The organism is Streptomyces sp. NPDC037126 (genome assembly GCF_055605965.1).
Window position 1 is genome coordinate 234,856 of sequence record NZ_JBVJTD010000002.1, and the last position, 26,909, is coordinate 261,764.

Here is a 26,909-nt window from a genome sequence, read left to right on the forward strand (position 1 = left end):
GGCCTAGCCGGCGCGGGTCATGTCCCGGGGGGATGCCGGGCCGCCGGCCGGGAGCGCCCGCACGGCGGTGGGGTGGCCGGTGACCAGGGCCGTGTGGGTCCAGGCCGGCTCCGGGGTGACCGGCTGGGCCGCCTCGGCCAGGCCGCGGCGGTCGGGGTGGGCGCCCGGCGGTATCACCGGACGCACCTCGACCTCGGCCGTGAGGCCCCGCGTGCGGGCCACCCGCCACAGCGAGGCGAGCAGGGTGTCCTCGCCGACGAACGCGGCCGGGGTGCCGCTGCCGCCGTCCTGCTGCCGGTAGCGCAGCCGGACCGGCTGCACCGGTACGCCCGCGTCCAGGGCGGCCTGGAAGACGGCCCGGTGGAAGCGGCCGTGGGCGCGCCCGCACCAGGTGCTGCCCTCCGGGAACGCGGCGACGGCCGCGCCCTGCCGCAGCGCCCCCGCGATCCGGGCGACCGTCTCGGGCAGGGCGCGCAGCCGGTCCCGCTCGATGAACAGGGCGCCGCCGCGCGCGACCAGCGCCCCCGCCACCGGCCACTGCCGGATCTCGGTCTTGGCGAGCATCCGGGCGGGCCGTACGGCGGTCAGCAGCGGGATGTCCAGCCACGAGACGTGGTTGGCGACCAGCAGCAGCCCACCGTCAGGCGCGTCGGCCCCGGTGACACGGACCCGTACCCCTATGGCCCGTACGACCGCCCGGCACCACCGCCTGACCCACTCGGCGGGGATCCTCCCGCCGAGTGGGGACAGCGCGATCCCGGCCAGCACCAGGACCACCACCGCGGTCAGCCGGAGCACGGCACGGGGTACGGCCGCGGCGGCCCGGGCGGGTTCCACGCAGGCGCCCGGGGTGCAGGGCGCCGTGGGCAGCCAGACGCTCATCAGGCCGGCACGAGGGAGAGGAAGTGCCGCAGGTAGCGCGCGTTGACCCGGCGCATCGACAGCAGCACGTACAGGTCGGCGACGCCGAAGTCCGGGTCGTGCGCGGGCTCCCCGCACACCCAGGCGCCGAGGCGAAGGTAGCCGCGCAGCAGGGCCGGCAGCTCGCCGCGCCCGGCGGGGACCTCGGCGTTCGGGGACCAGGGCAGCAGCGGCCGTACCCGGAACTCCTCGGGCGCCAGGTGCTTGGCGCGCACCCGGTCCCAGGTGGCGGTGGCGACGACGCCGCCGTCGGCGAGCGGCACCGAGCAGCAGCCGGCCAGCCACTCGTGGCCGCGGTCGACCATGTAACGGGCTATCCCGGCCCAGATCAGGCCGATGACCGCGCCGTCACGGTGGTCGGGGTGCACGCAGGAGCGGCCGACCTCGACCAGCCCGGGCCGGATCGCGTCCAGCGCGCCCAGCTCGAACTCGCCCTCCGAGTAGAGCCGGCCGGCGACCGCGGCCCGCTCGGGCGGCAGCAGCCGATAGGTGCCCACGACCTGCCCGGTCACGGTGTCGCGGACGAGCAGGTGGTCGCAGTACGCGTCGAAGGCGTCGACGTCGAGGCCCGGCTGCGGGGTGGCCAGCAGGGCACCCATCTCCCCGGCGAAGACGTCGTGCCGCAGCCGCTGCGCGGCACGCACGTCGTCCTCGTCCCGGGCGAGGGTGACGGTGTAGCGGGTGGGTGCCGCGGGCTGCGGGGGACGATCGAGGGTGGAAACGCCGGTCATGGCTCTCTCCTGGTCACGGGCCGGTTCGGCGACGGCGGCGGTGGGCCGGTGACGTACGGCCCGCCGTTCCTGTTCTTCCGATGCCGGTTGGCCGTCGCGTGACCTGTGCCAGGAGAGCGGATGTGGGGATGTTGAACGCCGGGGTCGGGGCCGCCGGTGGTGCCCTCGGCCGCGTGGGTGTCCGCGCCGCTCAGCCGCCCTCGGCCACGCACCCGGGGAGCGGCCGCGGGGCCTCCCGGGGATCGGGGACGCGCCCCGGGATGATCATGTGCGCAGCCTACCGCGGGCGCGGAAACCAGACGGGGCCGGGTGAGCACCACTCCCCGGCCCCGCCCGCCCGCCGTTCGCGGCGAACGCTCGGTGCTACCGCCTGCCGGCCTTCCGGGCGGCCCTCAGCCACTCCTTGTTCATGCTCGTGATGGACATCAGCGGGATCCCCTTGGGGCAGGCGGTCGCGCACTCCCCGGTGAGGGTGCAGCCGCCGAAGCCCTCGGCGTCCATCTGCGCCACCATGTCCAGCACCCGGGTCTCCCGCTCGGGCGCGCCCTGCGGCAGCACGTTCAGGTGGTTGACCTTGGCGGAGGTGAACAGCATCGCCGCCCCGTTGGGGCAGGCGGCCACGCAGGCCCCGCAGCCGATGCACTCCGCGTGCTCGAAGGCGAAGTCGGCGTCCGCCTTCGGCACCGCCGTGGCATGGGCCTCGGGGGCGGAACCGGTGGGCGCGGTGACGTAGCCGCCGGCCTGGATGATCCGGTCGAAGGCCGACCGGTCGACGACGAGATCCTTGACCACCGGGAAGGCGGCGGCCCGCCACGGCTCGACGTCGATCGTGTCGCCGTCCTGGAACGACCGCATGTGCAGCTGGCAGGAGGTGGTCCGCTCGGGGCCGTGCGCGTCGCCGTTGATCACGAGGGAACAGGCGCCGCAGATGCCCTCGCGGCAGTCGTGGTCGAAGGCGACGGGTTCCTCGCCGGACAGGATGAGCCGTTCGTTGAGGATGTCCAGCATCTCCAGGAAGGACATGTCGGGCGAGATGCCGTCCACCTCGTAGGTGGACATGGCGCCGTCGGCGTCGGCGTTCTTCTGCCGCCAGACGCGCAGGGTGAGCTTCATGCGTAGCTCCGCTGGGTGGGGTGGACGTACTCGAAGACCAGGTCTTCCTTGTGCAGGACGGGGGGGGTGCCCGTGCCGGTGAACTGCCAGGCCGCCGCGTAGCCGAACTCGTCGTCCCGGCGGGCCGCCTCGCCGTCGGGGGTCTGGGACTCCTCGCGGAAGTGGCCGCCGCAGGACTCGGCGCGGTGCAGCGCGTCGAGGCACATCAGCTCGGCGAGTTCGAGGTAGTCGACGATGCGGTTGGCCTTCTCCAGCGACTGGTTGAACTCCTCGCCGGTGCCGGGGACCTTGATGCGCCGCCAGAACTCCTCGCGGATCTGCGGGATCCGTTCCAGGGCCTTGCGCAGGCCGGCGTCGGTGCGGGCCATGCCGCAGAACTCCCACATCAGTTCGCCGAGTTCGCGGTGGAAGGAGTCCGGGGTGCGGTCGCCGTCGACCGCCAGCAGCAGGTTCAGCCGGTCCTCGGTCTCCGCGAGCACCTCACGGACGACGGGGTGTTCGGGGGTCACCGGCTCCTGGTGCGGGTTGCGGGCCAGGTAGTCGTTGACCGTGGCCGGGAGCACGAAGTAGCCGTCGGCCAGTCCCTGCATCAGCGCGGAGGCGCCGAGGCGGTTGGCGCCGTGGTCGGAGAAGTTGGCCTCGCCGATCGCGAACAGGCCCGGGACGGTGGTCTGCAGGTCGTAGTCGACCCACAGTCCGCCCATCGTGTAGTGCACGGCCGGGTAGATGCGCATCGGCACCTCGTACGGATCCTCGTCGGTGATCCGCTGGTACATGTCGAAGAGGTTGCCGTACCTCGCCTCCACGGCCGTGCGGCCCATGCGCTGGATCGCGTCGGCGAAGTCCAGGTAGACGCCCTGGCCGCCGGGGCCCACTCCCCTGCCCTCGTCGCAGACGTTCTTCGCGGCGCGGGAGGCGATGTCGCGCGGGACCAGGTTGCCGAAGGAGGGGTAGATGCGCTCCAGGTAGTAGTCGCGCTCGTCCTCGGGGATCCGGTTCGGCGGGCGGTCGTCGCCCTTGGCCTTCGGCACCCAGATGCGGCCGTCGTTGCGCAGCGACTCGCTCATCAGCGTCAGCTTGGACTGGTGGTCGCCGGTGCGCGGGATGCAGGTCGGGTGGATCTGGGTGAAGCAGGGGTTGGCGAAGTACGCGCCGCGCCGGTGCGCCCGCCAGATCGCGGTCGCGTTGGAGTTCATGGCGTTGGTCGACAGGTAGAAGGCGTTGCCGTAGCCGCCGGAGGCGAGGACCACCGCGTCGGCGAAGTACGTGTCGATCCTGCCCGTGATCAGGTCGCGGGCCACGATGCCGCGGGCCCGGCCGTCCACGACGACCAGGTCCAGCATCTCGGTGCGCGGGTGCATCTCCACGTTCCCGGCGGCGATCTGCCGGGACAGCGCCTGGTAGGCGCCGAGGAGCAGCTGCTGGCCCGTCTGGCCGCGGGCGTAGAAGGTGCGGGAGACCTGGACACCGCCGAAGGAGCGGGTGTCGAGCAGGCCGCCGTACTCGCGGGCGAAGGGCACGCCCTGGGCCACGCACTGGTCGATGATCTCCACCGAGATCTGGGCCAGGCGGTGCACGTTGGACTCGCGGGAGCGGAAGTCGCCGCCCTTGACGGTGTCGTAGAACAGCCGGTGGACCGAGTCGCCGTCGTTGCGGTAGTTCTTCGCGGCGTTGATGCCGCCCTGAGCGGCGATGGAGTGGGCGCGGCGCGGGGAGTCCTGGTAACAGAACTGGACGACGTGGTAGCCCTGTTCGGCCAGGGTGGCGCCCGCGGAGCCGCCGGCGAGCCCGGTGCCGACGACGATGATCGTGTGCTTGCGCCGGTTGGCGGGGTTGACCAGCTTGGCCTCGAAGCGGCGGGTGTCCCAGCGCTCGTGGATCGGGCCGGCGGGGGCCTTGGTGTCGGCGACGGGTTCGCCGGTCGTGTAGTGCACGTACTCGGTCATGTCAGCTCACCACTCCGGTCATGACGCCCACGGGTACGGCGACGAAGCCGGCCGTGAGCAGCAGCGCGAGGACGTCGGCGACGGTCTTCAGGGCGCGGTCGCGGGCGCGGCTGCCGACGCCGAGGGTCTGGGCGGCGCTCCAGAAGCCGTGCCGGATGTGCAGGCCGAGCGCGAGCATCGCGACGATGTAGATGACGTTGCTGTACCAGTGGGAGAAGTCGGCGACGACGTTCTGGTACGGGTGTCCGGGCTGGAAGTGGCCCGGGTGCACGGTGCCGGTGGTCAGGTCCAGGAGGTGCCAGACGACGAACAGGCCGAGGATGACGCCGCCCCAGCGCATGGTGCGGGTGGCGTAGCTCGCCCGGGGCCTCGTGTGCACGTACCTGCTGGGCCGTGCCTTGATGTCGCGGCGGCTGAGCTGGTAGGCGGAGGTGGCGTGGGCGACCACGGCGACGACGAGGACGATCCGGATGAGCCAGAGCGTCCACTCGTAGTGCATGAAGGGCTCGCCGACGGTGCGCAGCCAGTGGGCGTAGTGGTTGAACTCGCCCGCCCCGAAGTAGATCTTCAGGTTCCCGATCATGTGCGCCACCAGGTAGAGCAGCATGATCAGGCCGCTGACGGCCATCACGGTCTTCTTGCCGACGGAGGAGTCCCACATCGTGCGCGCCATCGACGGCCGTCGGTCCGTCCGCGTTACCAGTGCCATGGCACAGCACGCTAGGGCCGCACGACCTGATCGGTCCAAGACATGGTCCGGCTCGTTTCCATAGCCTGGAGCTATGCTCGCTGGATGCAGTTCCATCAGCTCCAGTACTTCGTGGCCGTCGCCGAGACCCGGCACTTCACCCGGGCCGCCGAGCTGGTCCACGTCGCGCAGCCGTCCCTGTCCCAGCAGATCAAGGCGCTGGAGCGGGAGCTGGGCGCGGACCTTTTCCTGCGCGCCCGGGGGAACATCACGCTCACCGACGCGGGCGAGGCCCTGCTGCCGCTGGCCCGGCGGATCCTCGCGGACGCGGACACGGCCCGGTACGAGGTGCAGGAGCTGGTGCAGCTGCGGAGCGGCCGGGTGCGGCTCGGGGCGACCCCGAGCCTGTGCACGGGGCTGCTGCCGGACGTGCTGCGCGCCTTCCACGACCGCTACCCCGGCATCCGGCTGCTGATCGAGGAGGGGGGCTCGCACGACCTGGTGCGGGAGCTGGCCCGGGGGGCGCTGGACCTGGCCCTGGTGGTGCTGCCGCTGCCGACCCCGTCGCCCGCGCTGACCACGGTGGAGCTGTTGCGGGAGGACCTGGTGGTGGTGTCCTCGCCGGAGGCACCGGCGCCGGGGCGGGGCGGGCGGGTGGTACGCATCGCCGATCTGGAGGGCGAGCGGCTCGTGATGTTCCGGCACGGCTACGACCTGCGGGAGCTGACCGTCGCGGCCTGCCGCGCGGAGGGCTTCGAGCCGGACTTCGCGGTGGAGGGGGGCGAGATGGACGCCGTGCTCGGGTTCGTGCGGGCGGGGCTGGGCGTGGCCGTGGTGCCGCGGATGGTCGCGACCCGGTCGGGGCGCGGGCTGCGGGTGACCCCGCTGGCCCGGCCCGGTCTCCACCGCACGATCGCGCTGGCCCACCGCAGCGACGTCGCCCCGCCGCGCGCGGCGAGGGAGTTGCAGAGGATGCTCCTCGAACGCTGAACGGTAGCCCCCGGCATCTTGTTTCAAGCTACACCTATATGCATGATGCGGTTATGCATAAGCGGGTTGTGGAAGCCGGGGCGGCCGAGCCCGCCCCGGAGGACCTGATGACCGCGGTCGAGCTGCTGGTGCGCCATGTCCGCAGACACGCCACGGCCGGCGGCCTCAGCACGGCCGCCTCGTCGGCGATCGGCCGCCTGGGCCGCGAGGGCCCGCACCGGCTGACCGATCTGGCCCGGGTCGAGGGCGCCTCCCAGCCCAACATGACCCAGCTCGTGACCCGCCTGGAGCGGGCCGGGCTGGTACGGCGCACCGCCGACAGCCGCGACGGCCGGGGCGTCCTGGTCGAGGCCACCGACACCGGCATGGAGGTCTTCCGGCAGCGCCGCGCCGAGCGCTCCCACGCCCTCCAGCTGCTCGTCGAGGAACTGACCGAGCCGGAACGGCGCGCGGTGGGGATCGCCCTGCCCGCCCTCGCCCGCGCGATCCAGGACCGCGCGGCCCGCGACTGACATCCGCCCCCGTGATCTCCCCCGTCAACTCTCCGGAAGAGAACCGCACATGAGTGCTCCGCACGGAAGGGAAGCCAGCCCCTTCAAGCAGCCGAAGGCCGTCTGGGCCGTCGCGTTCGCCTGCGTGATCTCGTTCATGGGCATCGGTCTGGTCGACCCGATCCTGCCCGCCCTGGCCCAGAGCCTGCACGCCACGCCCAGCCAGGTCTCCCTGCTGTTCAGCAGCTATCTGATCGTCACCGCCGTGGCCATGCTGATCGTCGGCTGGTTCTCCAGCCGCTTCGGCGCCAAGCGCACCCTCGTCATCGGCCTGGCCGTGATCGTCGTCTTCGCCGCGCTGGCCGGCTCCTCGGGCTCCATCAACGGCATCGTCGGCTTCCGCGCGGGCTGGGGACTCGGCAACGCGCTGTTCATCGCCACCTCCCTGGCCGTCATCGTGGCCTCCGCCAGCGGCGGCTTCGGCGGCGCGATCATCCTGTACGAGACCGCCCTCGGCCTCGGCATCGCCGTCGGGCCGCTGCTCGGCGGCGAGTTGGGCGCCGTCAGCTGGCGCGGGCCCTTCTTCGGCGTGGCCGTGCTCATGGCGATAGCCCTGGTGGCGACCCTGGCCTTCGTGCCGTCGCTGCCCAAGCCCGCCCGGCCCACCTCCCCCCTCGCCCCGCTCAGGGCACTGCGCCACCGCGGTCTGCTGACCATGGGCATCATGGCCCTGCTGTACAACTGGGGCTTCTTCACCATGCTCGGGTACGCGCCCTACCCCATGGAACTGAGCGCCCACCAGCTCGGACTGGTCTTCACCGGCTGGGGTCTGCTGGTGGCCGCGTTCAGCGTGTTCTTCGCCCCGCGCCTGCAGGCCCGGTACGGCACCGCGCCCGTGCTCTACGCCAACCTGCTCGGACTCGGCATCGTGATGGCCGTCATCGCCGCCGGGGTCAAGACGCCCGCGGTGGTCGTCGTCGCCGTCATCGTCAGCGGTGCCTTCATCGGCATCAACAACACCCTGACCACCCAGGCCGTCATGCTCGTCTCACCGGTGGAGCGCCCGGTGGCCTCCTCGGCGTACGGGTTCCTGCGCTTCATCGGCGGCGGCCTCGCTCCCTATGTCGCCGGGAAGCTCGCCGACGCCACCGATCTGAGCGTGCCCTTCTACCTCGGTGCCGCCACGTTCGTCGTGGCCGTCCCGGTGCTCGCCAGCGGCCACCGCCTGCTCCGGCAGGCCGAACAGCGCACGGAGGAGGGCGAGCAGGTCGCTCCCACGCTCACGCCGGTCACCGCTCAGGCCGCGCCCGGCGGGGCCCCCGTCATCGTGGCCGTCGGCGACCACGACCGGGCCGCCGTCATCGTGGACGCGGCCGCCCGGCTCGCCCGTGAGACGGGCAGCCCGCTGGAGGTCGTCCACGTCCGGCAGACCGCCGTGGTCGAGGAGCAGGCGGCGGAGACCGAGTCCGCGGACCGGGCGCGGCGCGCCGTCACCACGCACCTCGACCGGCTCGCCGGGCACGGCGTCGCCGCCACCGGACAGGTCCTCGACAGCGTCGGCGACCACGCGGCGGCCGGCCGGGTGCTCGCCCGGCACGCGGCGCACGTCCGGGCGCGGGCGGTCGCCGTCGGCCGCTCACCCCTCGGAGCCCCGGCCCAGTTCGCCGACGGCAGCTTCACCACGGCGCTCACCCGCAGCGCCGAGTGCACGGTCGTCCTCGTGGACCCCGACCACGACCCGCGGCCGCTGACCCGGGACACACTGACGGAGCTGCGCGCGGGCGCCGCCTAGGGCCTGTCGTTCGGATCAGGTCGGCCTGGCCCACGGTGCGTTGTCAGCCATCCCGCGCCGCGCGGCATCAGCCCGTCGCGTCGACCAGCGCCAGGTCGTGGAGCCGCTCCGGCGGCCCCGGCCTGGCGTAGTACCAGCCCTGGGCCGTGTCGCAGCCCAGTATCCGCAACTGCTCCGCCTGGGCGCCGGTTTCGACGCCCTCGACGGTGACCGCGAGGTCCAGGCTGTGGGCGAGCGAGACGATCCCTTCGACGATCTTCAGGTCCACCGGGTCGGCGGGGAACTGCTGCATGCCCTGGGTGAAGGAGCGGTCCAGTTTGAGGATGCGCACCGGCAGCCGGCGCAGGTTCGCCAGGTTCGAGTAGCCGGTGCCGAAGTCGTCGAGGGCGATGTCCACGCCCATCTCGGCCAGTCGGCGCAGGGGCTTGAGCAGGTCGTCGTCGGCGCCGATGAGCGCGGACTCGGTGACCTCCAGGCACAGGGCGTCCGGCGCGACCCCGGCGCGTTCGAGGATGTCGACCGTGTCCTGGACCAGCCCGGGATGGCTGAGCTGGCACGGCGACAGGTTGACGTTGATGCGCAGCGGCCCGGCGGCCGTCTCCGCGCCGTAGCGTTCTCGCCACTCGCGGGCCTGCCGGATCGACTCCTCCAGGACCCAGCGGCCGAGCGGGACGATGAGACCCGTGTGCTCGGCCAGCGGGATGAACCGGTCGGGGCCGAGGACACCGTGCTGCGGGTGCAGCCAGCGCACCAGCGCCTCGGCGCCGCGCACGCTGCCGTCGCCGAGGTGGACGAGCGGCTGGTACTCGATGAAGAACTCGCCGCGCTCCAGGGCCGTCGGCAGCGCCGTGGTGAGGCCGTGGCGGGTGATGGCGCGCGCGTCGGCCTCGGGGTCGGCGAGTTCGGAGCGGTTGCCGCCCGCCGACTTGGCCCGGTACATGGTGATGTCCGCGCTGCGCAGCACTTCGGCGGCCGTGCGTTCGCCCGCCGGACCCTCCACGATCCCGAGGCTGCCGCGCACCAGGAGATCACGGCCGTCGAGGCTGACCGGGGTGACCAGCGCGTTCATGATGCGCTCGGCAAGTTCGTCCACCTTGCGCTCGGTGCCGGGGCCGGTGGTCAGGGCCACGAACTCGTCGCCGCCGAGCCGGGCCACCATCTCGCCGGGCGCCGTGGCGCAGGACTGCAGCCGGTCGGCGACCTCCACCAGCAGCCGGTCGCCGGCCGCGTGGCCGAGGCTGTCGTTGATGGTCTTGAAACCGTCCAGGTCGAGGTAGCACAGGCCGAAGCGCTGGCCTTCGCCGGCGTTGAGGACCTTTTCGAGGCGCTCGAAGAACAGCGTGCGGTTGGGCAGGCCGGTGAGCGCGTCGTGGGTGGCCTCGTAGCGCAGCCGGAGGTTGAGCAGGCGCCGCTCGGTGGTGTCCTCCATGAGCGCGAGCTGGTACTGCGGGCTGCCGTCGGCGTCACGCAGCAGGGAGACGGTCAGGTTGGTCCACAGCACCGTGCCGTCGGTGCGGTTGAACGCCTTCTCCAGGTGGTAGTGCTCCCGCTTGCCGCTGACGAGTTCGTCGTAGAGCTTCCAGGTCTGGGGGGCGTCCTCCGGGTGGGTCCAGTCCTGCACCCGGCGACCGCGCAGCGACTGGTCGGTGAGCCCGAACATGCGCAGCAGGGCCGCGTTCACCTGCAGGACGTGGCCGTCGAGGTCGGCGATGCCGATCCCTATCGCGGCGCCCTCGAAGACGGCGCGGAAGCGCGCCTCGCTGGTGTGCAGCGCCTGTGCCACCACGCCCTGCGCCAGCAACGCGGCCTGGGCGATGGCCTCCTGCTCGGCGAGGGTGCGCTCGCGCAGCGCCTGCGCGTAACCCGCGGCCATGGCGTGCTGCAACCGCGAGGAACGCATGCGCAGTTCGTCCTGGGGGCCGTCCGCGCCGCAGTAGAGCACCAGATACGCGTCGACGCAGTCCAGCGTGCGGGAGAGCGCCTCGGGGTCGGTGCAGTGCGCCCCGACGAGGGCGGCGCCGACCGCCCTCGCCCCGTCCGCGTCGAAGCTGCGGGCACGCAGCAGCTCACTCAACCGGCGTGCGAGCGGGCTGAGTTGTTCCTCGAACTCGACACGGGTGAGCGACGTCGACGTCACCGGGAAGACCGCCCGGCTCCAGATCGTCGTCAGCCGGCGCAGTCTGTCCTCCGGCCCGTCCGGCTCCGCGCTCACGCGGTACGCCCCACGCCGGCGAACCCGGAGAAGGCGTACGGATCCTCGTCCTCCGGCGCCGAGTCCGGGCGCCAGCGCGGCATCGGCACCAGTCCGGGTTCCACCATGTCGTACCCCTCGAAGAACCGCGCGATCTCCTCGCGCGAGCGCATGATCAGCGGGTTGCGAATGTCCTTGTATACGTCCACCGCGCCCTCGGCCCGCTCGGCGGGCAGCGGGATTCCCTCGTACGAGGCATGGGTGAGGATCAGCAGGCTGCCGGGCGCGAGTGCCTCGCGCAGCTCGGCCACCGCTCCGTAGGGGTCGTCCGCGTCTTCCACGAAGTGCAGTATGGCAATGAGAAGGAGGGCCACTGGCCGATTCAGGTCGATCAGCCGCTCCACCTGGGGGCTGGCGAGGATGTCCTGCGGCTTGCGCAGATCCGCGGCGACCACGTCCGCGGTGTCGTCGCCGGCCAGCACGGCCTGGCTGTGGGCGACGGCCACGGGGTCGTGGTCGACGTAGACGACGTGGGCGCCGGGTACGGCGCTCCGGGCCGCCTCGTGCACGTTCCCGAACGTCGGGATGCCGGAGCCGATGTCCAGGAACTGGGTGATGCCCTCCCCGGCCGCGAACCGCACGGCCCTGCGCATGAACGCCCGGTTGGCCTGCATGATCTTGGGCAGCCCGGGCATGAACTCCATGGCCTTGCGGGCGGCCTCCCGGTCGACCTCGAAGTTGTGCGAACCGCCCAGGTAGTAGTCGTAGATCCGCGAGACGCTCGGCACCGAGATGTCGATGCTCCGTGGGGCCCAGGCGGGACGCTCCATGTAACTCTCCAGGCGTGGACGTGAGGCGTAGGCGATCCGGTGTTCGAGCTGAGGCTACTGATCGCCCGCCAAAGGAGCGACCCGAACCGGAAATTGACCGTCCGTTCCCGGTCACTGCCTGCGGCAAGTGCCCGTGCGACCCCGCTCCGTAACCGGCTCCCCGCACACAAGAAAGTCCGCCCCCTCCGTGCGGTGCGGAGGGGGCGGACCTGCGGTCGCGTGCCGGGCGGGCGGGGCGATCGACCCTGGGGAGGTGATCTACTTGCCCGGCGCGCCGACCGGCTTGCCGTCGGGCGAGACGGCGTACCAGGTGCCGCCCACGCCCTGACCGTTGGTGTCACCGGGGGCGCTGTCCCCGGAGAAGGTGTAGACGGGCCAGCAGTTGACGGTCATCTGCTTCGTTCCGTCGGGACGGGTGAAGCCCATCAGGCCCTTCTTCTTGACGCCCTGGGTGTCGGCGGCGTTGACGGGGGCGACCGCGGGCCACTTCTCCAGGCAGGCGCCGGTGCAGTTGGAGACCGACTTCGGCCAGGCCTGGTCCTTCAGGAAGCGGTAGACCGTCATGCCGTTCTTGTCGACGACGATGTCGCCCAGCTTGGGGTCCTTGCGGACGGACAGACCGGGCAGGGCGGCCAGCGAGGCCTTCTTGCCGTTGGGTGCCAGCGCGAACCACTTGGCGCCCACGTTCTGGCCGTTGACGTCGCCGGGGTTCGTGTCCTTGGCGTAGCGGTAGGCGGGCCAGCCGCCGATGGTGAGCTGCTTGGTGCCGTCGGCCCGGGTGACCTCGCCCAGCAGCGACTTGTCGATGCCGGCGCCGGCCGTGGCGTCGTTGGCGGGCACCGGGGGCCAGGTGGTGGCGCACTTGCCGTCGCAGTTGGACTTGGGCGGGTCGGCCGTGTCGTCGTCGAACCGGTAGAGGGTCAGACCCGCGCCGTCGGTCACCAGCTTGCCCAGGTTGGCGTTGGCCGCCACGGTCAGCTTGCCGGCGGGGACGGCCGGCGCGGGGGAGGCGGAACTCTGGCTGCCGTCGGCGCCGTAGCCGTTGCCGGCCGCCGTCCCGCTGCCCGGGGTGCCGTAGTCGCCGGCCGCGGCCGTGGCCCCGACGTTCTGGGCCGAGGAAGCGGGAGCGGCGTTGTCCTGACCGCACGCCGTCGTCAGTGCCAGCACCGCGGCGGCCGTGGCCACCAGTGAGGCGGTCCGCCAGGAGGTCCTCATTGTCAACTCCCCATTATCGCCTGGATTTGCAGCGTCTGCTGTGCCGCCGCACGGCCATGGGTACGCGGCGCGGGGGGTGGAGCGTTCAACGGGGACGGGATTTTCTTTCGGCATCCCCTGCGGCGCCCGCGCCGGGGGAGTCGTACGGGCGTACCGATTCCGCTATTTCGGGCTCTTCGGATCGTCAAACCACTGATCGGTTTGTATCCCTCCTTCGTGCCAATACCCGTGCACTTCGGACCCATTGCGGTGCCGGGCGCCCCATGATCTTGGCGTGCATGGACCCCAAGTGACCCGATGCGCGCCCGCCACAAGGGCGTTGGCCCTGCTGGCGCTGACCTGGACCATGGTGGGCTGCCCGGTCGGCAGCGCGTCGGCGGACGCCTGCGCGTACGCCTCGACGGGCCCGGACGGCTCGGTGGCGGTGGCCTACGCCGGCGGTGCGACGGGGGCCTACGCCGGCGTAGGCGCAGGCCTGCGGCCGTCGGCGGAGGCCCCCGGCGACGGCCCCCACCGGCCCGTCCCACCGCCCTGTTTCCCGCCGCCTCCGCCCCCGTGCCCGCCCACGCCGACGCCGACACCCACGCCCACGCCCACGCCGACCCCGCCGCCGAAGCCGCCTCCCCCGCCGAAGCCGAAGCCCGCTCCGCGGCCGACGCCCAGGCCCAGACCGCCCGCCCCGGCTCCCCCGCCGCCCCGGCCGACGCCCACCCCACCGCCGCCGGCGGCCCGGCCCGTGCCTCCGAAGCCGAAGCCGAGACCGAGGCCGAAGCCCACCCCGCGGCCGGCCGTGACCCCGGTGAGCTACCCGGCGTACCACCCGCATCCCCCCGCCCGCCCCGCGCCCGGGCACACCGCGCCCGTCACCTACGTCCTGCTCATCGCCGTTCCCGCGATCGTCGCCGTCGCGGCCCTGCGCCCGCGCTGACGCGCCGGCGGCTCATCCCTGGAGGTATCCGTTGTCGGATTGGCTTGTTCTCGTCCTCGCGATGCTGGGGGCCTGTGCCGTGGTGGTGATCGTCACCCTCGTGCGGCACAGGCGGGCGCCCGAGGACGAGGACCCCAGCGAGACCCCGGACGTCATCGAGTACATGACGATGTGGATCGGCGTCGTGTACGCCATCGTCCTGGGCCTGGCCATCGCGGGCGTGTGGGAGGCCCACAGCTCCGCGCAGGACTACGTGCAGTCCGAGGCGCAGGCGCTGCACGAGATCTCGGAACGGGTCCGGGTCTATCCGCCGGACGTGCGCGACGGGATCCGTAAGGACATCGACGCCTATGTCGGCTACGTGGTGCACTCCGAGTGGCGCACGATGTCCCATCAGGGGCGCATGACCGACCGAGGAACGGCGCTGCTGCAGAAGGTCCGTCAGGACGTCACCGACTACCGGCCGAAGAACGACTTCGAGGCGCAGGCGTACCAGCCGCTGCTGGACCAGATGGCCGCCGCCGACAAGGCGCGCAACGACCGCGCCGACTCCACGGGGGCGACCATGCCGCCGGTGGTGTGGTGGGGGCTGCTCACCGGGGCGGTGGTCACGGTGGGCATGGTGTTCGCGCTGCAGATCCGGCGCACCAGACGAGAACTGGTCCTGGCCGGGCTCTTCTCCGCGACCATCGCCTTCATGCTGTTCCTGATCTGGGACTTCGACGCCCCGTACAGCCGGGGGATCGCGGTGACCGCGGAGCCGTTCCTGAACCTCTTCCCGACCGTCGCGGGATGACGAGCGGTCTTCCGCGGACCTTCGCCCGGTTCCCGTGCGGGACCGGGCGAAGGCCTGCCGTGGTGCGAGGTCCGCTCCTGACGTCTCCTCAGACGCGCTTCTCGTGCCGGCGGCGCAGCCAGTAGGCGCCGCCGCCGATCAGGGCGGCGCCCACCAGGGCGCCGCCGATGGCCATGTCGGTGGTCGTGGCGCCGCTGATCCTGCTGCCGCCGATGCCGCCCTGGACACCGCCGAGCACGGTGAAGGCCGCCGGGCGGGTCAGCGTACGGCCGTTGCAGCGGACGGTGATGTCGTACCGTCCGGGCCGGGCGTCGCGGTCGATGAAAGCGACGCCCCGCGAGATGTTGTCGCGGAACGGTGTGAGCGGGACGGTGCGGAAGGCCCGCGAGGACATCGTGCCGCCCCGGCAGCCGCTGACGGCGACGGTCAGCCGGGCACCGGCCGGGATCACGCTGGGCGTGGCGACGATGTTGCGCACGTTGGCGCCGCCCAGGCCGCCGAAGTCACCGCCGAGGCCGGTGCCGAGACCGTCACCGGGGAAGCCGCCCGGCCCCCCGAAGTCGCCGCCGAGGCCCGTACCGTCGCCCAGGCCGCCGAAGTCGCCGCCGAGGCCCGTACCGTCACCCCGGCCGCCGAAGTCGCCGCCGAGGCCGTTGCCGAAGTTGTCGCCGCGGCCGCCGTTGCTGCTGATGCGGCCGTTGCCGTTGATGGTTCCGTTGAAGTGGCCGTCGAAGTGGCCGGTGCCGTTGAAGCCGCCGGGCCCGCCGCCGTTGAAGCCGCCGAGACCGTTGCCGGGCCCGATGCCGTTGAAGCCGCCGAGGCCGTTGCCGGGCCCGATGCCGCCCGGTCCACCCGGGCCGATGCCGCCGATGCCACCGACGCCGCCGATGCCACCGACACCTCCGACCCCGCCGACACCTCCGACGCCGCCCACACCTCCGACGCCTCCGACCCCTCCGACGCCTTCAAGTCCCTTGCCACCGGTGCCGCCGGTACCGCCGACGCCGCCGACGCCGGTACCACCGACTCCGGTGCCGCCGACTCCGACGCCGCCGACACCTGGGATGCCGGTGCCCGTGCCGGCGATCCCGGTGCCCGTACCGGCAGTTCCGGTGCCCGATCCCGTGATGACCCCGTTGCCGTTGGACGGGCCGCCCCCGTTGCCCATGCCGTCCGCGACGGCAACAGGGGCGGCGAGCCCGAGCACGGCGGCCGCGGCGCACGCGGCCCCCAGCGCACGTTGGTTTCGCATGCGATCCTCCGCGGGAGGCACCCCGGGTCCCGTCCCCGGGTCGATCGGCGAGAAAGCGCCTCCCGGATCAGACCCTCCGACGTGCGGAACACGCCCGCATGTCGAGAATGGTCCGTCCTGGTGATCCGACACACCGAGCGAAAACCACACAATCCGATATTGTCCCAGGTCACGACCCGTCAGAAAATTCCTCGGAATGGCAACTCGGATGGCGCACCCAAAAGGCCACGGGCCACCCGTTCGCCACTTGCCCCGTCGCCCGTCGCACGCGCGGGACTTAGCGTTTTCCCATGCGCGATGGACGGGGCGACGGCCGTATCGAGAGGGGATGGCGAATGTCTGCGTCCGAGCTTGCCGAGGAGGCGGAACGGCGGAGGAGGCGCGCGCCCTGGGGCGTCATAGCGCTTGTTCTGCTGACCGGTCTGGCGCTCATCCGCAATGGTTCCGGAGAGTTCGACGTCGGGCCACCGCAACCCGCCTCGGCCGCGGCCCCGGACACCCGTGCCCCGCAGAGCACTCCCGCGGCCGCACCCGCCACGCTGCCCTTCTCCGCGGCCGACCGGGTCCGGATCCCCGTGATCCATGTGGACGCGCCGGTCATCCCCGTCGGCCTGGACGCCAACGGCTGGGTCGGCGCACCACCACCGGACGACCCCAATCTCGCGGGCTGGTTCACCGGTGCGGTCTCCCCCGGGGAAAAGGGCACCGCGGTCATCGTCGGCCATGTCGACAACAAGAAGGGCCCCGCCGTGTTCTACGGCCTGGGGGCCCTGAAGAAGGGAAACCAGATCGACGTCCTGCGAAAGGACGGAAAGACCGCGGTGTTCGAGGTCTACGGCGTCGAGGTGTTCTCGAAGGCCAGTTTTCCCGGCGACCGCGTCTACGGCTCGAAGGGGACACCGGAACTCCGGGTGATCACCTGCGGCGGCGGTTTCTCGAAGCAGAACGGCTACGACGGGAACGTCGTCGTCTTCGCCCGCCTGGTCACGGTCGGCTGAACCACCGCGGCCGGGCGGGCGAGCGCCTGACGGGTCATCACACGCGTCTGCTCGGCACGGTGAGGTGGTAGCCGTTGTCGAGCAGATAGGGCAGCCACTCACGGATGGCGTGCACGGTCTGCGAACGGTCGCCCCCGGCGTCGTGCGAGAGCACGACCACACCGGGGGCGGCGCCGCTCTCCACCCGGTCGATGATGGTGCCGGTGCCGGGCGTCTCCCAGTCGGTGGTGTCGACGGTCCAGGCCATGGGCTCCATGCCCATCTCCGCGCCCAGCTGGAACGTGGCCCGGTTCCAGGCGCCGTAGGGGGCACGGAACCACTGCGGACGCTCGCCGTAGGTCTCCTCGATGATGTCGCTGGTGCGCACCATCTCGGAGCGGATCTCCTTGCGGCTGAGGGTGGTGAGCAGCGGGTGCGTCCAGGTGTGGTTCCCGACGACGTGGCCCTCGTCAGCCATCCGGGCCACCAGGCCCTTGTTGACGGCGACGCACTCGCCGCACACGAAGAACATCGCCCGCACGTCGTACTTGGCGAGGGTGTCCAGGATGTGCGGGGTGTACTCGGGATTGGGCCCGTCGTCGAAGGTCAGCATCATGTGCCGGCCGCGTCCGGAGATCTGCAGGATGGGCTCGGTGCGCACCTTCAGCTTGCGCGGCGCCGTCTGTGGCGGGCCGTATCCCGTGAGCGGCTGGAGCCGGAAGGCGGAGGACTTGAGCGCCTGGCGGGCCTGCGGGCCGGGGACGGGAACGGCGGTGGGTGCGGTCTCCTCTTCGCTGCCCGCCACGATCACTCCGGCCGTGCCCGCGGCTCCCAGGGCGGCGGCTCCGGCGAGAAGCATCCGGCGGCGCGTGAACAACTGATCCTTCTGCATGACTCATCAGTCGCCCCACCGGAGTCCGGCGCACCACAACGCCACCGGTGCGGCGGTCGGGAACCACCCGGTCGGAGCAGCACCGGGCCCGGAGTGGAACCCGCCGGGCCCTTCTGGTAGTCATTCACACCGCACATGATGAGCGGACAACGGACACGGGAGCGGAGCGAGTTGACGCACGGGGGAGAAAACGGGCCACGGCGGCGGGGGCTCGCGGTGGTGCTGTTGGCCGTCGCCCAGGTACTGGTCGTGTTCGACACCACGGTGTTCACCGTGGGGCTGCCGTGGATCGAGGCGCGGTCGAGGCTGTCCTTCGAGGGGCTGACCTGGCTGCTGACCACGTACAGCGTGTGTTTCGCCGCGCTGCCGGTGCTCGCGGTGGCGCTCGGCGAGGCGCTCGGGCAGCGGCGGGTGCTGATGGGCGGACTCGCGCTGTCCACCCTCGCCGCCGTGGCACCGGCGGTGACGTCGGACGCCACGGTGCTGCTCGGTTCGCGGGCGGTGGAGGGCGTCGCGGCGGCGGCGATCACGGCCGGTTCGCTCGCGCTGATCGACTCGACGCATCCGCGGGGACCGGGCCGGGACCGCGCGCTGAGCGTGCACTTCGCGGTCGTCGCGTGTGCCGCGCCGGCCGTGCTGCTGCCCTGCGCCCTGCTGCTGGACGTCGCGGTGCGGGGCGAGACGGTGTTCTGGGTGCAGGCCGCCGTCGGGGCGGTGCTCCTGGTGCTGACCCCGGTGGCGCTCGCCGAGTCCGCGCCCCTGCCCGGTGCCCCGGCCCGGGTGGGCCGGGCAGCGCTCGGTGTCGTCCCGCTGGGCTTCCTGGCCTGGTTCGCCGACTGGCTCGGGGACCGGGACCTGTCCTCCACGACGATCATCGTGATCGCCGTGGCCGGAGCCCTGCTGCCGTCCTCGCTGGGCTGGTTCGGCCGCGGCGAGCGGGTGCCGGCGCTGTTCACCCGGCTGAACCGGGAGCGCGCCGCGTTCGGCGCGTACACGGTGGTGGCGCTGCTGGCGTCGTGTCTGGCGGGTGTCGTGTTCGCCCTCACCCTGGCGCTGCAGCTGCTCGGCGGTCTGTCCGTGATGCGGGTCGGCTGGGCCCTGCTGTCCGCGGTCGCCGGGGTGGTGCTGGGCTGGCTGGCGCTGCCCGCGCTCGCGGCCCGCGCCGGCCTCGCGGCCACGGTGGCCGGGGCCTGCGCCGTGGCGGCCGCCGGGTTCGTGCTGCTGAGCCGGGAGAGCGCCTTCGGGTTCGCCGACGTGCTGCTGCCGCTGCTGCTGGTCGCGTTCGGCTGCGGGGTGCTGGCGCTGCCGGTGAGTTTCGGCCGGTCCGGGAGCGGTGCCCTGCCGCAGGGGCTGAACTCGTCCCGGCAGCTCGGCGCCGGCCTCGGCGTCTCGCTGTTCGTCGGCATCGTCACCACCGTGAGCCGCCAGCAGGCGTCCTCCGGCATCGGCGACGGCAAGGCGTACGGCGCCGTCATCGGGAGCGCCGTCCGTGACTGCTTCGAGCTCGGCGTGGCGCTGTCCCTGGCCGCCGCGGCGGTGGCGCTGCTGACCCTGCCCCGGCAGCGCGTGCCGGGCGCCGGTCCGGCTCCGGGGGTCAGCGGCGGCGCACCAGCGGGAACGGCAGCGTCTCCCGGATCGTCAGTCCGGTGAGGAACATGACGAGCCGGTCGACGCCGATGCCGAGGCCGCCGGTCGGGGGCATCGCGTAGTCGAGGGCCTGGAGGAAGTCCTCGTCCAGCTCCATGGCCTCCGGGTCTCCGCCGGCGGCGCGCAGCGACTGCTCGGTGAGCCGGCGGCGCTGTTCGACGGGGTCGGTCAGCTCCGAGTAGGCGGTGCCGAGTTCGGTGCCGAAGGCGACGAGGTCCCAGCGCTCGGCGAGGCGCGGGTCGGTGCGGTGCTGCCGGGTCAGCGGGGAGACGTCGGTCGGGAAGTCCTTGTAGAAGGTGGGCAGGACGGTGCGTTCCTCGACGAGCCGCTCGTACATCTCCAGGACGACGTCGGCGGGCCCGTCGTCGGCGATGTACGGCACGCCCGCCCGGTCGCACAGCCGGTGCAGCCGCAGCAGCTCGGTGCCCGGGCCGATCTCCTCCCCCAGCACCTCGGACAGGGCGCCGTACACGGTCCTGACCGGCCAGGGCCCCGAGATGTCGTACTCCCGGCCGTCCTTGCGGGCCAGGGGGGCGCCGAAGGCCGCGGTCGCGGCGCCCTGGATCAGCTCGCGGGTGAGGTCGAGCATGACGTCGTAGTCGGCGTGCGCCTGGTAGGCCTCCAGCATCGTGAACTCGGGGTTGTGCTTGTAGGAGACGCCCTCGTTGCGGAAGGTGCGGCCCATCTCGAAGACCTTCTCCAGGCCGCCGACGCACAGCCGCTTCAGATACAGCTCGGGGGCGATGCGCAGGTAGAGGTCGAGGTCGTAGGCGTTGATGTGGGTGGTGAAGGGGCGGGCGTTGGCGCCGCCGTGGATCTGCTGGAGCATCGGCGTCTCGACCTCCAGGAAGCCGCGGTCCAGCAGGCCCTGGCGCAGGGCCTGTACGGCGACCGAGCGGGCGCGGACCACGGCGCGGGCGTCGGGGCTGATGACCAGGTCGAGGTAGCGGCGGCGGACCCTGGCCTCGGGGTCGGCGAGGCCCCGGCGCTTGTCGGGCAGCGGGCGCAGGCACTTGCCGGTGAGCTGCCAGGAGGTGGCGAAGACGGTGGGCTCGCCCCGGTCGCTCAGCGCGGCGCGGCCGGTGACGGTGACGTGGTCGCCGATGTCGGTGTCGACGGTGAAGCGGTCGAGGGCGGCGCCCGACCGGTCGCGGGTGAGGGCGATCTGGTGGTCGCCGGACCAGTCGCGCAGGACCGCGAAGACGATGCCGCCGAAGTCGCGGACCAGCATGACGCGTCCGGCCACCGTGACGTCGGTGTCGGGCGGGACGTCGGCGAGGGCGTGGGTGGGGGCGGGCAGGCCGACCGGGTAGGGGTCGGTGCCGGTGGCGCGCAGCCGGTCGAGCTTGTGGTGGCGGACCCGGACCTGTTCGGGCAGGCCGGCGTCGGGTGCGACGGGCCCGGCCTCGTCCCCTCCGTCGAGGCCGAGCGCCGTCAGAGACGGCAGGCCCTCCGTGGTGGCGGGCCGCTGTCCGCTCTTCGGGTGCCCCTTTCCCCAGAGTTTGCGCAACGAAGGTACGGGGACGAAGCCTTCGGCGATGCCGGAGGCAAGGCCGATACGGGCCAGGGAGCCGGTCTCGCCGTAGCAGATGAAGCGCGGGTACCACTCCGGGTGGTACTTGGCGTTGGAGCGGTAGAGGGCCTCCAGCTGCCACCAGCGGGAGAAGAACAGCAGCAGACGGCGCCAGAGCCGCAGCACCGGTCCGGCGCCGATGCGGGCGCCCTCCTCGAAGACGGACCGGAACACGGCGAAGTTCAGCGAGATCCGGCGTACGCCCAGCTTGGGCGCGGCCGCGCAGAGTTCGGCGACCATGAATTCCATGACCCCGTTGGGTGCGGCCCGGTCACGGCGCATCAGGTCGAGGGAGACGCCGTCGCGCCCCCAGGGCACGAAGGACAGCAGGGCGAGGAGCCGGCCGTCGTCGCCGAGGGCCTCGACCAGCAGGCAGTCGCCGTCGAAGGGGTCGCCGAGCCGGTCCAGGGCCATGGAGAAGCCGCGCTCGGTCTCGGTGTCCCGCCAGGCGTCGGCCTTGTCGACGATCTCCTCCATCTCCCGTTCGGTGAGGGTCGCGTGGCGGCGGATGCGGCAGGTGGCGCCGGTGCGGCGGACCCGGTGCACGGCCTGCCGGGTGACCCGCATGTCCCGGCCGTCCAGGTCGAAGGCGGCCGTGTGCACGATCGCCTCGTCACCCAGTTGCAGGGCGCCGAGCCCCGCGCGGGCGTAGGCGCGGGCGCCGTCCTCGGAGGCGCCCATCACGGCGGGCGCCCAGGCGTAGCGGCGGGCCACGTCCTGCCAGGCGGCGATGGCGTGCGGCCAGGCCTCCCGGTCCCCGACGGGGTCGCCGCTGGCCAGGCAGACCCCGGCCTCGACCCGGTAGGTGACGGCGGCCTTGCCGCTGGGCGAGAAGACGACGGCCTTGTCGCGGCGGGTGGCGAAGTAGCCGAGGGAGTCCCGCGCGCCGTAGGCCCTGAGCAGGGCGCGGATGCGGGCCTCCTCGTCGCCGTGCAGGGCGGCTTCGAGGCGCTGTGAACGAAAGAGGGTGGCGGCGGCGTTGAGCAGGGCGAGCGCGCCGAGCAGGCCGAGCAGGAAGGTGACCTTGCGCGGCGGCCGGCCGCCGAAGGAGCTGGCCGGGACCAGGCCGCCGCACACCCGGTCGGCCGCCCAGGCCAGGTGCTGGTAGGACGGGAGGGTGCCGGGGAACAGCATGACCAGGCCCCAGCCGAGCAGGATCGCCACGACGAGTCCGCCCAGCAGCACGGCGAGCGCCCGCCACACGGCACCGCGGCGGGAGGCGGCGTAGAACTGCCCGCGGGCCACGATCAGCAGGAGCAGCAGCAGCCCGCACAGCACCAGGGACGGCAGCGACTGGGTGTACAGGCCGACGGCCACGCCGAGCGCGTCGGTGAGGACGACGAGCCCCAGGTAGACGACGACCAGCCACCAGGCGACCTTCTTGCGGGCGGCGATGGCGGCGGCCAGCAGGAACAGGAAGACCGCGTAGGCGAGGTTGGCGCTGATGGGCACCAGCAGCAGGTCGAGGGCGTGCACGACCGGGCGGAGCAGGGCGCGCAGCGGTCCGATGAGCGCGAGCAGCGCGCACAGCAGGCCGAGGGCGGCGAACAAGGTCGCGAAGGCCTCCGGCACCCAGCCGAGGCGCCGGCCCGCGGGCGGGCGTATCGGGGCCGTGGCGTCCCTGTGTGCGGCGGGCTCCACGGTGGCAGTCATGGTTCCGACTCTAGGAAGGGGCCGGGCGGCTCGCCCGTCGAGAGCCGCCCGGGATCCGGGGAGGTACCGCGCCTCGGCGGGAACCTCCGGTTCCGATAGCCTCGGCCCCGTGACGGAACAGCACGAACAGCGCTCGCACCGGTTCGAGCGGGGCACGGACGGTCCGAAGGTCATCGTGGTCGGGATGGACGGTTCGGACTCTTCGCTGCGCGCCGCCGCCTACGCGGGTGGTCTGGCCCGGCGCCAGGGCGCGCTGCTGGCCGTCGTGTACGTGCAGCCGGTGCTCGCGGCCGGGGCGGCCCTGGGGGCGCCGGTGGCGGAGACGACCGACGCGATCGCCGAGGACCTGGTCGCCTACATCCGTGAGGCGGCCGAGCGGGTCAGGGGGATATTCGAGGTGCGCTGGGAGTTCCACACCTTCCGCGGTGATCCGTACAACGGTCTGGTGAAGGCGGCCGACGAGCTCAAGGCGGACGCGGTCGTGGTGGGCGCCTCGGAGCAGGCCGGTCACCGGATCGTCGGGTCGGTGGCGGTCCGGCTGGTGAAGGCCGGGCGGTGGCCGGTGACGGTCGTCCCGTAAGGCCCGTCGCGGGACCCCGGCGGGGCCGGGCCGGCACGCGGGTATGGCCCCTGCTTCCACAACCAGTGGTTGTGGAATCCTGCCGTCGGCGCGGACCGCCGTTCCGGGCCCGGCACCCCGCCCGTACGGCGCTCCGGCCGGCCTCGCACGCATGGCCGCCGGAACCGGGCCCTGCGTGGTGTCTTCCCAGCGGCGCGGCGCTGAGCCATCATGATCGGCCGTCAGCCGTTTGCCGTCGGCGAAGAGGTGAGGCACATGGCAAGGCTCCGCCCGGGTGAGGGGATTCTCCGCCGCAAACCCATTGAGCACATCGAGGAGACCGAGGTCGGCGAAGGCCCCCGGCTGGAGAGGTCGCTCGGGCTGTGGCAGCTCACGGCGATCGGCGTGGGCGGCATCATCGGCGCGGGCATCTTCACGCTCGCGGGCACGGTGGCCCACGGCACGGCCGGGCCCGCGGTGCTGGTGTCCTTCCTGATCGCCGGTGTCGCGAGCGCGTGCGCCGCGCTGTCCTACGCCGAGTTCGCCGGGCTGATCCCGAAGGCCGGGTCGGCCTACACCTACGGCTACGCGGTGCTCGGCGAGTTCGCGGGCTGGTTCATCGGCTGGGACCTGCTGCTCGAGTACACGGCGATCGTGGCGGTCGTCGCGATCGGCATCTCCGGGTACTTCGGCTTCCTGGTCGAGGAGATGGGCGCGAACCTGCCGCACTGGATGCTGGGCGCGCCCGGCACCGGGCCCGGCCACCGGGTGGACCTGTTCGCGGTCGTGCTGTGCCTGCTGATCGCATGGCTGCTGAACCAGGGCATCCGCAGCGCGGCGCGTTTCGAGACGTTCGTGGTCGCGCTGAAGGTGGTGGTGGTGCTGCTGGTGATCGTGGTGGGCGTCTTCCACATCAACAGCGCGAACTACCACCCTTTCTTCCCCTTCGGCGTCAGCGGCGCCTTCACGGGTGCCGCGACGGTGTTCTTCGCGGTGTTCGGCTACGACGCGATGTCGACGGCGGCCGAGGAGTCGAAGGACGCGCAGCGGCACATGCCGAAGGCGATCATCTACTCGCTGGCGATCTCCATGGTGCTGTACGTGGCGGCCTGCCTGGTGCTGACCGGCATGCAGAACTACAAGGACATCGACCCGGAGAGCGGTTTCTCGTCGGCGTTCAAGTCGGTCGGGCTGAGCGGGCTCGCGGACGTTATCGCGGTCGGCGCGATCATCGGCATCCTGACGGTGATGTTCACCTTCATGCTGGGCGTGACCCGGGTGTGGTTCGCGATGTCCCGGGACGGCCTGCTGCCCCGGTGGTTCGCCAAGACGCACCCGACGCGGCACGTGCCGACCCGGGTGACCTGGATCGTGGGGGCGGCGTCGGGCCTGATCGCCGGGTTCCTGCCGATCGCCGAGGCGGCCGAGCTGACCAACATCGGCATCCTGCTGGCGTTCGTCGTGGTGTGCGCGGCGGTGATCAGGCTGCGCTACCGGCGTCCGGACCTGCCGCGCACCTTCCGCACGCCATGGATGCCGTTCGTGCCCGCGCTGGGCATCGTCTTCTCGATCTGGCTGATCACGTTCCTCCAGTGGCAGACGTGGGTGCGGTTCGCGGTGTGGTTCGTGATCGGCTGCGTGATCTACTTCAGCTACTCGTACAAGCGCTCGGCGCTGGCCGGGCAGCCGCCCGCCGAGTGATCATTCCCCCATGACCAGGCCGTCCTTGGCGGCGCCGCGGCTGAGCACCACGTCCCGGAGCCGGTCGCGCACCCCGCCGAGGTCGGCGCCCTCGGTGATGGCCCGGTTGACGTCGAGGACGCGGCCGGCGTCGACGTCGTACATCTGCGGGACGAACTCGGCCCGCGTCACCTGCCAGCGGCCGCCCGGCCGGGCGGGCGGGGCGAAGGTGAAGCGGCCGATGACGGACTCGTCGCCGCGCGGGTCCCGGGCGCCCCGGTCGTTGTACATCTCGCCGGCGATCTGGTCGCCCAGGCCGTAGGCCACCCAGGTGCCGTTGACCTTCTCGTACGGCTGCGCGACATGGGCGTGGGTGCCGAGGATCAGGTCGATGTCGGGCCGGCCGCCGGAGGTGGAGGCGGTGAGCCGCCGGGCGAGGGTGAGCTGCGCCGGGTCGGGGGCGTCCTGCCATTCGGTGCCCCACTGCACGGAGACCACGACCACGTCGGCGCCGGCCTGCCGGGCGGCCCGCGCGTCGGCGATCATCCGGTCCGGGTCGGTCAGGCTGACCGCCCAGGGCGCCCCGGCCGGCAGCGGGTGGTCGTCGGTGTCCAGGGTGTACGACAGGTGCGCGACCCTCGCCGGACCGGCCTGGTAGACGGTCACGGAGCGGGCCTCGGCCTCGGTGCGGGCGGTCCCGGCGTGCTGCAGGCCCGCCGCGTCCATGACCTCCAGGGTGCGCCGGATGCCGGGCCCGCCGTCGTCGAGGGCGTGGTCGGAGGCGGTGGAGCAGCCGGCGTAGCCGGTCTCGGCGAGGCCCAGGGCCAGCTGTGGCGGGGCCTTGAGCACGGGGAACCCGGAGCGCTCCCCGGGGGCGCCGAAGACGGTGTCCATGTGGCACAGCGCCAGGTCGGCACGGCGGACAACGGGTTCTACGCCGAGGAGCATGGGCCGGAAGTCGTAGCCGTCCCCGTGGGCGTCGTAGGCGGCGTGGTCCACCACGGAGGGGTGCGCCAGCACGTCACCGGAGGCGACGAGGGTGAAGCCGCGGGTGACGGCGGGCCCCGGCGCTCCGTTGCGGCCGTAGTCCTGCCGCTCCTGGTTCTGGCAGGCGGCCGCGGCCGCGAGGACGGCGGTCAGGGCCAGGGCCACCTGGTGCCTGCGTCTGATCATCGGTTCACCCCAGGATCGTTTCGTCGGTACGGACGTCGTCTCCGCAGACATTGCCGTGACGGGCATATAGGTATAAAGGCGACTCTCCGTATAAGCAGTCCAGGTACTCTCATTGACCCATCCGGAGCCACCCCGGAGCGGCGCCCCGACCGCTCGCCCTACCGTTCGCCGACGCGATCGACCGTCCGTCGCAGAGCCGTGCGCGCCCCCTGTCCCCCGGGCCCCGCCCGCGCTGCGATACGGCCATGACGACCGGGACCTCACTGAGCCACGCGACGACACCGCCGACCGGCGGTACGACCATCGCCGAGCACGAGCCGGCCGCGCTCCAGCGCGAGCACGGCGGCCCCCTGTTCGCCCTGCTGCTGCGGCTCTGCGACGGGGACCGGCAGCGCGCCGAGGACCTCGCCCAGGAGACGCTGCTGCGCGCCTGGCAGCACCCGGAGGCGCTGCACGCCACCGGCTTCGACTCGGTGCGGCCCTGGCTGCTGACCGTCGCCCGGCGGCTCGCGATCGACGCCCGGCGGGCCCGGCAGGCGCGGCCGCCCGAGGTCGGCGAGGGCGTCCCGGAGGGTGCGCGGATCACCGCGGACCACGCCGAGCGGGCCGCCGCGGCGCTGGACGTCCGGGAGGCTGTGAAGACACTCACGCAGGAACACCGTGACGTCCTGGTGCTCGTGTGCTTCCTGGGTGCCAGTGTGGCGGAAGCGGCGCAGACCCTCGGCATTCCACCCGGTACCGTGAAGTCCCGCGCGTTCTACGCGCTCCGCGCCCTGCGCCGGGTCCTTCCGGGTTATACAAACGACCTGCGGTGAAACCGGGAACCTGGTCAAACCTCGGTAAAGCGCCTTGCTGTGCCCCCCGTTCGGGC

At 72.5% G+C, this 26,909-nt stretch carries 22 protein-coding genes; 10 read left to right on the top strand and 12 right to left on the bottom strand.

What is annotated here, in order from left to right; all coding sequences use genetic code 11:
- Window positions 1–3: 3 nt before the first annotated feature.
- The 5 genes from ACZ7FF_RS06145 to ACZ7FF_RS06165 form a co-directional block, all read right to left on the bottom strand.
- On the bottom strand, window positions 4–882 hold the full coding sequence (locus ACZ7FF_RS06145) for a lysophospholipid acyltransferase family protein (protein WP_470809898.1): 879 nt from the start codon (window positions 880–882) through the stop codon (window positions 4–6).
- On the bottom strand, window positions 882–1,652 hold the full coding sequence (locus ACZ7FF_RS06150; RefSeq protein WP_470809901.1) for a GNAT family N-acetyltransferase: 771 nt from the start codon (window positions 1,650–1,652) through the stop codon (window positions 882–884). Before ACZ7FF_RS06150 ends, ACZ7FF_RS06145 begins: the two co-directional genes overlap by 1 nt.
- Before the next feature lie 363 nt (window positions 1,653–2,015).
- Entirely contained in the window at window positions 2,016–2,765 is a 750-nt protein-coding gene (locus ACZ7FF_RS06155; RefSeq protein WP_470809903.1) for a succinate dehydrogenase/fumarate reductase iron-sulfur subunit, read from the bottom strand.
- Window positions 2,762–4,711 (bottom strand): fumarate reductase/succinate dehydrogenase flavoprotein subunit, encoded by a 1,950-nt coding sequence (locus ACZ7FF_RS06160; protein ID WP_470809905.1) that lies wholly within the window; start codon window positions 4,709–4,711, stop codon window positions 2,762–2,764. Before ACZ7FF_RS06160 ends, ACZ7FF_RS06155 begins: the two co-directional genes overlap by 4 nt.
- 1 nt (window position 4,712) lies before the next feature.
- On the bottom strand, window positions 4,713–5,384 hold the full coding sequence (locus ACZ7FF_RS06165; protein WP_470810579.1) for a succinate dehydrogenase: 672 nt from the start codon (window positions 5,382–5,384) through the stop codon (window positions 4,713–4,715).
- 120 nt (window positions 5,385–5,504) lie between these two features.
- On the opposite strand from ACZ7FF_RS06165, the gene ACZ7FF_RS06170 reads away from it, so the two are divergent.
- From ACZ7FF_RS06170 to ACZ7FF_RS06180, 3 genes are read left to right on the top strand one after another with little or no spacing between them, the layout of a single operon-like run.
- Entirely contained in the window at window positions 5,505–6,389 is an 885-nt protein-coding gene (locus ACZ7FF_RS06170) for a LysR family transcriptional regulator (protein ID WP_470809906.1), read from the top strand.
- Between the two features lie 53 nt (window positions 6,390–6,442).
- Window positions 6,443–6,901 (top strand): MarR family winged helix-turn-helix transcriptional regulator, encoded by a 459-nt coding sequence (locus ACZ7FF_RS06175; protein WP_470809908.1) that lies wholly within the window; start codon window positions 6,443–6,445, stop codon window positions 6,899–6,901.
- Between the two features lie 49 nt (window positions 6,902–6,950).
- Window positions 6,951–8,672, top strand: coding sequence for an MFS transporter (locus ACZ7FF_RS06180; protein ID WP_470809909.1), 1,722 nt, complete (start codon window positions 6,951–6,953; stop codon window positions 8,670–8,672).
- Window positions 8,673–8,739: 67 nt separating this feature from the next.
- On the opposite strand, the gene ACZ7FF_RS06185 is transcribed toward ACZ7FF_RS06180, so the two are convergent.
- The 3 genes from ACZ7FF_RS06185 to ACZ7FF_RS06195 form a co-directional block, all read right to left on the bottom strand.
- Window positions 8,740–10,884 (bottom strand): putative bifunctional diguanylate cyclase/phosphodiesterase, encoded by a 2,145-nt coding sequence (locus tag ACZ7FF_RS06185; RefSeq protein ID WP_470809910.1) that lies wholly within the window; start codon window positions 10,882–10,884, stop codon window positions 8,740–8,742.
- Entirely contained in the window at window positions 10,881–11,693 is an 813-nt protein-coding gene (locus ACZ7FF_RS06190) for an SAM-dependent methyltransferase (protein ID WP_470809911.1), read from the bottom strand. The genes ACZ7FF_RS06185 and ACZ7FF_RS06190 overlap by 4 nt, the downstream gene beginning before the upstream one ends.
- Before the next feature lie 258 nt (window positions 11,694–11,951).
- Entirely contained in the window at window positions 11,952–12,908 is a 957-nt protein-coding gene (locus ACZ7FF_RS06195; RefSeq protein WP_470809912.1) for an SCO0930 family lipoprotein, read from the bottom strand.
- 799 nt (window positions 12,909–13,707) lie between these two features.
- On the opposite strand from ACZ7FF_RS06195, the gene ACZ7FF_RS06200 reads away from it, so the two are divergent.
- The gene (locus ACZ7FF_RS06200) at window positions 13,708–13,836 is read left to right on the top strand and encodes a hypothetical protein (RefSeq protein WP_470809914.1); all 129 of its coding nucleotides are present in this window, start codon (window positions 13,708–13,710) and stop codon (window positions 13,834–13,836) included.
- A 31-nt stretch (window positions 13,837–13,867) separates the two neighbouring features.
- Window positions 13,868–14,632 carry a bestrophin-like domain gene (locus ACZ7FF_RS06205; RefSeq protein ID WP_470809915.1) on the top strand — a complete coding sequence of 255 codons (765 nt, stop codon included), beginning with the start codon at window positions 13,868–13,870 and terminating at the stop codon, window positions 14,630–14,632.
- An 88-nt stretch (window positions 14,633–14,720) separates the two neighbouring features.
- Here ACZ7FF_RS06205 and ACZ7FF_RS06210 read toward each other — a convergent pair whose 3' ends face one another.
- The gene (locus tag ACZ7FF_RS06210) at window positions 14,721–15,884 is read right to left on the bottom strand and encodes a hypothetical protein (RefSeq protein WP_470809916.1); all 1,164 of its coding nucleotides are present in this window, start codon (window positions 15,882–15,884) and stop codon (window positions 14,721–14,723) included.
- Window positions 15,885–16,219: 335 nt separating this feature from the next.
- Here ACZ7FF_RS06210 and ACZ7FF_RS06215 point away from each other — a divergent pair, with 335 nt between their 5' ends.
- A complete protein-coding gene (locus tag ACZ7FF_RS06215) occupies window positions 16,220–16,882 on the top strand; it encodes a class F sortase (RefSeq protein ID WP_470809917.1) in 663 nt (220 codons plus the stop codon).
- Between the two features lie 37 nt (window positions 16,883–16,919).
- On the opposite strand, the gene ACZ7FF_RS06220 is transcribed toward ACZ7FF_RS06215, so the two are convergent.
- Window positions 16,920–17,753, bottom strand: coding sequence for a polysaccharide deacetylase family protein (locus tag ACZ7FF_RS06220; protein ID WP_470809919.1), 834 nt, complete (start codon window positions 17,751–17,753; stop codon window positions 16,920–16,922).
- Between the two features lie 216 nt (window positions 17,754–17,969).
- On the opposite strand from ACZ7FF_RS06220, the gene ACZ7FF_RS06225 reads away from it, so the two are divergent.
- Window positions 17,970–19,403 carry an MFS transporter gene (locus ACZ7FF_RS06225; RefSeq protein WP_470809921.1) on the top strand — a complete coding sequence of 478 codons (1,434 nt, stop codon included), beginning with the start codon at window positions 17,970–17,972 and terminating at the stop codon, window positions 19,401–19,403.
- Here the strand turns inward: ACZ7FF_RS06225 and lysX are convergent.
- Window positions 19,348–22,626 carry a bifunctional lysylphosphatidylglycerol synthetase/lysine--tRNA ligase LysX gene (lysX, locus tag ACZ7FF_RS06230; protein WP_470809923.1) on the bottom strand — a complete coding sequence of 1,093 codons (3,279 nt, stop codon included), beginning with the start codon at window positions 22,624–22,626 and terminating at the stop codon, window positions 19,348–19,350. The genes ACZ7FF_RS06225 and lysX overlap by 56 nt on opposite strands.
- Window positions 22,627–22,735: 109 nt before the next feature.
- Here lysX and ACZ7FF_RS06235 point away from each other — a divergent pair, with 109 nt between their 5' ends.
- Together ACZ7FF_RS06235 and ACZ7FF_RS06240 are read left to right on the top strand one after the other, a co-directional pair.
- Window positions 22,736–23,206 carry a universal stress protein gene (locus ACZ7FF_RS06235; RefSeq protein WP_470809924.1) on the top strand — a complete coding sequence of 157 codons (471 nt, stop codon included), beginning with the start codon at window positions 22,736–22,738 and terminating at the stop codon, window positions 23,204–23,206.
- A 255-nt stretch (window positions 23,207–23,461) separates the two neighbouring features.
- The gene (locus tag ACZ7FF_RS06240; protein ID WP_470809925.1) at window positions 23,462–24,886 is read left to right on the top strand and encodes an APC family permease; all 1,425 of its coding nucleotides are present in this window, start codon (window positions 23,462–23,464) and stop codon (window positions 24,884–24,886) included.
- Here ACZ7FF_RS06240 and ACZ7FF_RS06245 read toward each other — a convergent pair whose 3' ends face one another.
- Window positions 24,887–26,038, bottom strand: coding sequence for a CapA family protein (locus ACZ7FF_RS06245; protein ID WP_470809927.1), 1,152 nt, complete (start codon window positions 26,036–26,038; stop codon window positions 24,887–24,889).
- Between the two features lie 245 nt (window positions 26,039–26,283).
- Between ACZ7FF_RS06245 and ACZ7FF_RS06250 the strand changes: the two genes are divergently transcribed.
- On the top strand, window positions 26,284–26,853 hold the full coding sequence (locus ACZ7FF_RS06250) for a sigma-70 family RNA polymerase sigma factor (protein ID WP_470809929.1): 570 nt from the start codon (window positions 26,284–26,286) through the stop codon (window positions 26,851–26,853).
- Window positions 26,854–26,909 lie beyond the last annotated feature (56 nt).

Excerpts from the sequence above, each read along its gene's own strand:
- ACZ7FF_RS06240 (WP_470809925.1), top strand. The coding sequence starts at position 23,462 with ATGGCAAGGCTCCGCCCGGGTGAGGGGATTCTCCGCCGCAAACCCATT.
- ACZ7FF_RS06195 (WP_470809912.1), bottom strand. The coding sequence starts at position 12,908 with ATGAGGACCTCCTGGCGGACCGCCTCACTGGTGGCCACGGCCGCCGCG.
- ACZ7FF_RS06160 (WP_470809905.1), bottom strand. The coding sequence starts at position 4,711 with ATGACCGAGTACGTGCACTACACGACCGGCGAACCCGTCGCCGACACC.
- ACZ7FF_RS06215 (WP_470809917.1), top strand. The coding sequence starts at position 16,220 with ATGTCTGCGTCCGAGCTTGCCGAGGAGGCGGAACGGCGGAGGAGGCGC.
- ACZ7FF_RS06145 (WP_470809898.1), bottom strand. The coding sequence starts at position 882 with ATGAGCGTCTGGCTGCCCACGGCGCCCTGCACCCCGGGCGCCTGCGTG.
- ACZ7FF_RS06250 (WP_470809929.1), top strand. The coding sequence starts at position 26,284 with ATGACGACCGGGACCTCACTGAGCCACGCGACGACACCGCCGACCGGC.
- ACZ7FF_RS06220 (WP_470809919.1), bottom strand. The coding sequence starts at position 17,753 with ATGCAGAAGGATCAGTTGTTCACGCGCCGCCGGATGCTTCTCGCCGGA.
- ACZ7FF_RS06180 (WP_470809909.1), top strand. The coding sequence starts at position 6,951 with ATGAGTGCTCCGCACGGAAGGGAAGCCAGCCCCTTCAAGCAGCCGAAG.
- ACZ7FF_RS06155 (WP_470809903.1), bottom strand. The coding sequence starts at position 2,765 with ATGAAGCTCACCCTGCGCGTCTGGCGGCAGAAGAACGCCGACGCCGAC.
- ACZ7FF_RS06175 (WP_470809908.1), top strand. The coding sequence starts at position 6,443 with ATGCATAAGCGGGTTGTGGAAGCCGGGGCGGCCGAGCCCGCCCCGGAG.
- ACZ7FF_RS06190 (WP_470809911.1), bottom strand. The coding sequence starts at position 11,693 with ATGGAGCGTCCCGCCTGGGCCCCACGGAGCATCGACATCTCGGTGCCG.
- ACZ7FF_RS06165 (WP_470810579.1), bottom strand. The coding sequence starts at position 5,384 with ATGGCGCGCACGATGTGGGACTCCTCCGTCGGCAAGAAGACCGTGATG.
- ACZ7FF_RS06245 (WP_470809927.1), bottom strand. The coding sequence starts at position 26,038 with ATGATCAGACGCAGGCACCAGGTGGCCCTGGCCCTGACCGCCGTCCTC.
- ACZ7FF_RS06170 (WP_470809906.1), top strand. The coding sequence starts at position 5,505 with ATGCAGTTCCATCAGCTCCAGTACTTCGTGGCCGTCGCCGAGACCCGG.
- ACZ7FF_RS06210 (WP_470809916.1), bottom strand. The coding sequence starts at position 15,884 with ATGCGAAACCAACGTGCGCTGGGGGCCGCGTGCGCCGCGGCCGCCGTG.
- lysX (WP_470809923.1), bottom strand. The coding sequence starts at position 22,626 with ATGACTGCCACCGTGGAGCCCGCCGCACACAGGGACGCCACGGCCCCG.
- ACZ7FF_RS06150 (WP_470809901.1), bottom strand. The coding sequence starts at position 1,652 with ATGACCGGCGTTTCCACCCTCGATCGTCCCCCGCAGCCCGCGGCACCC.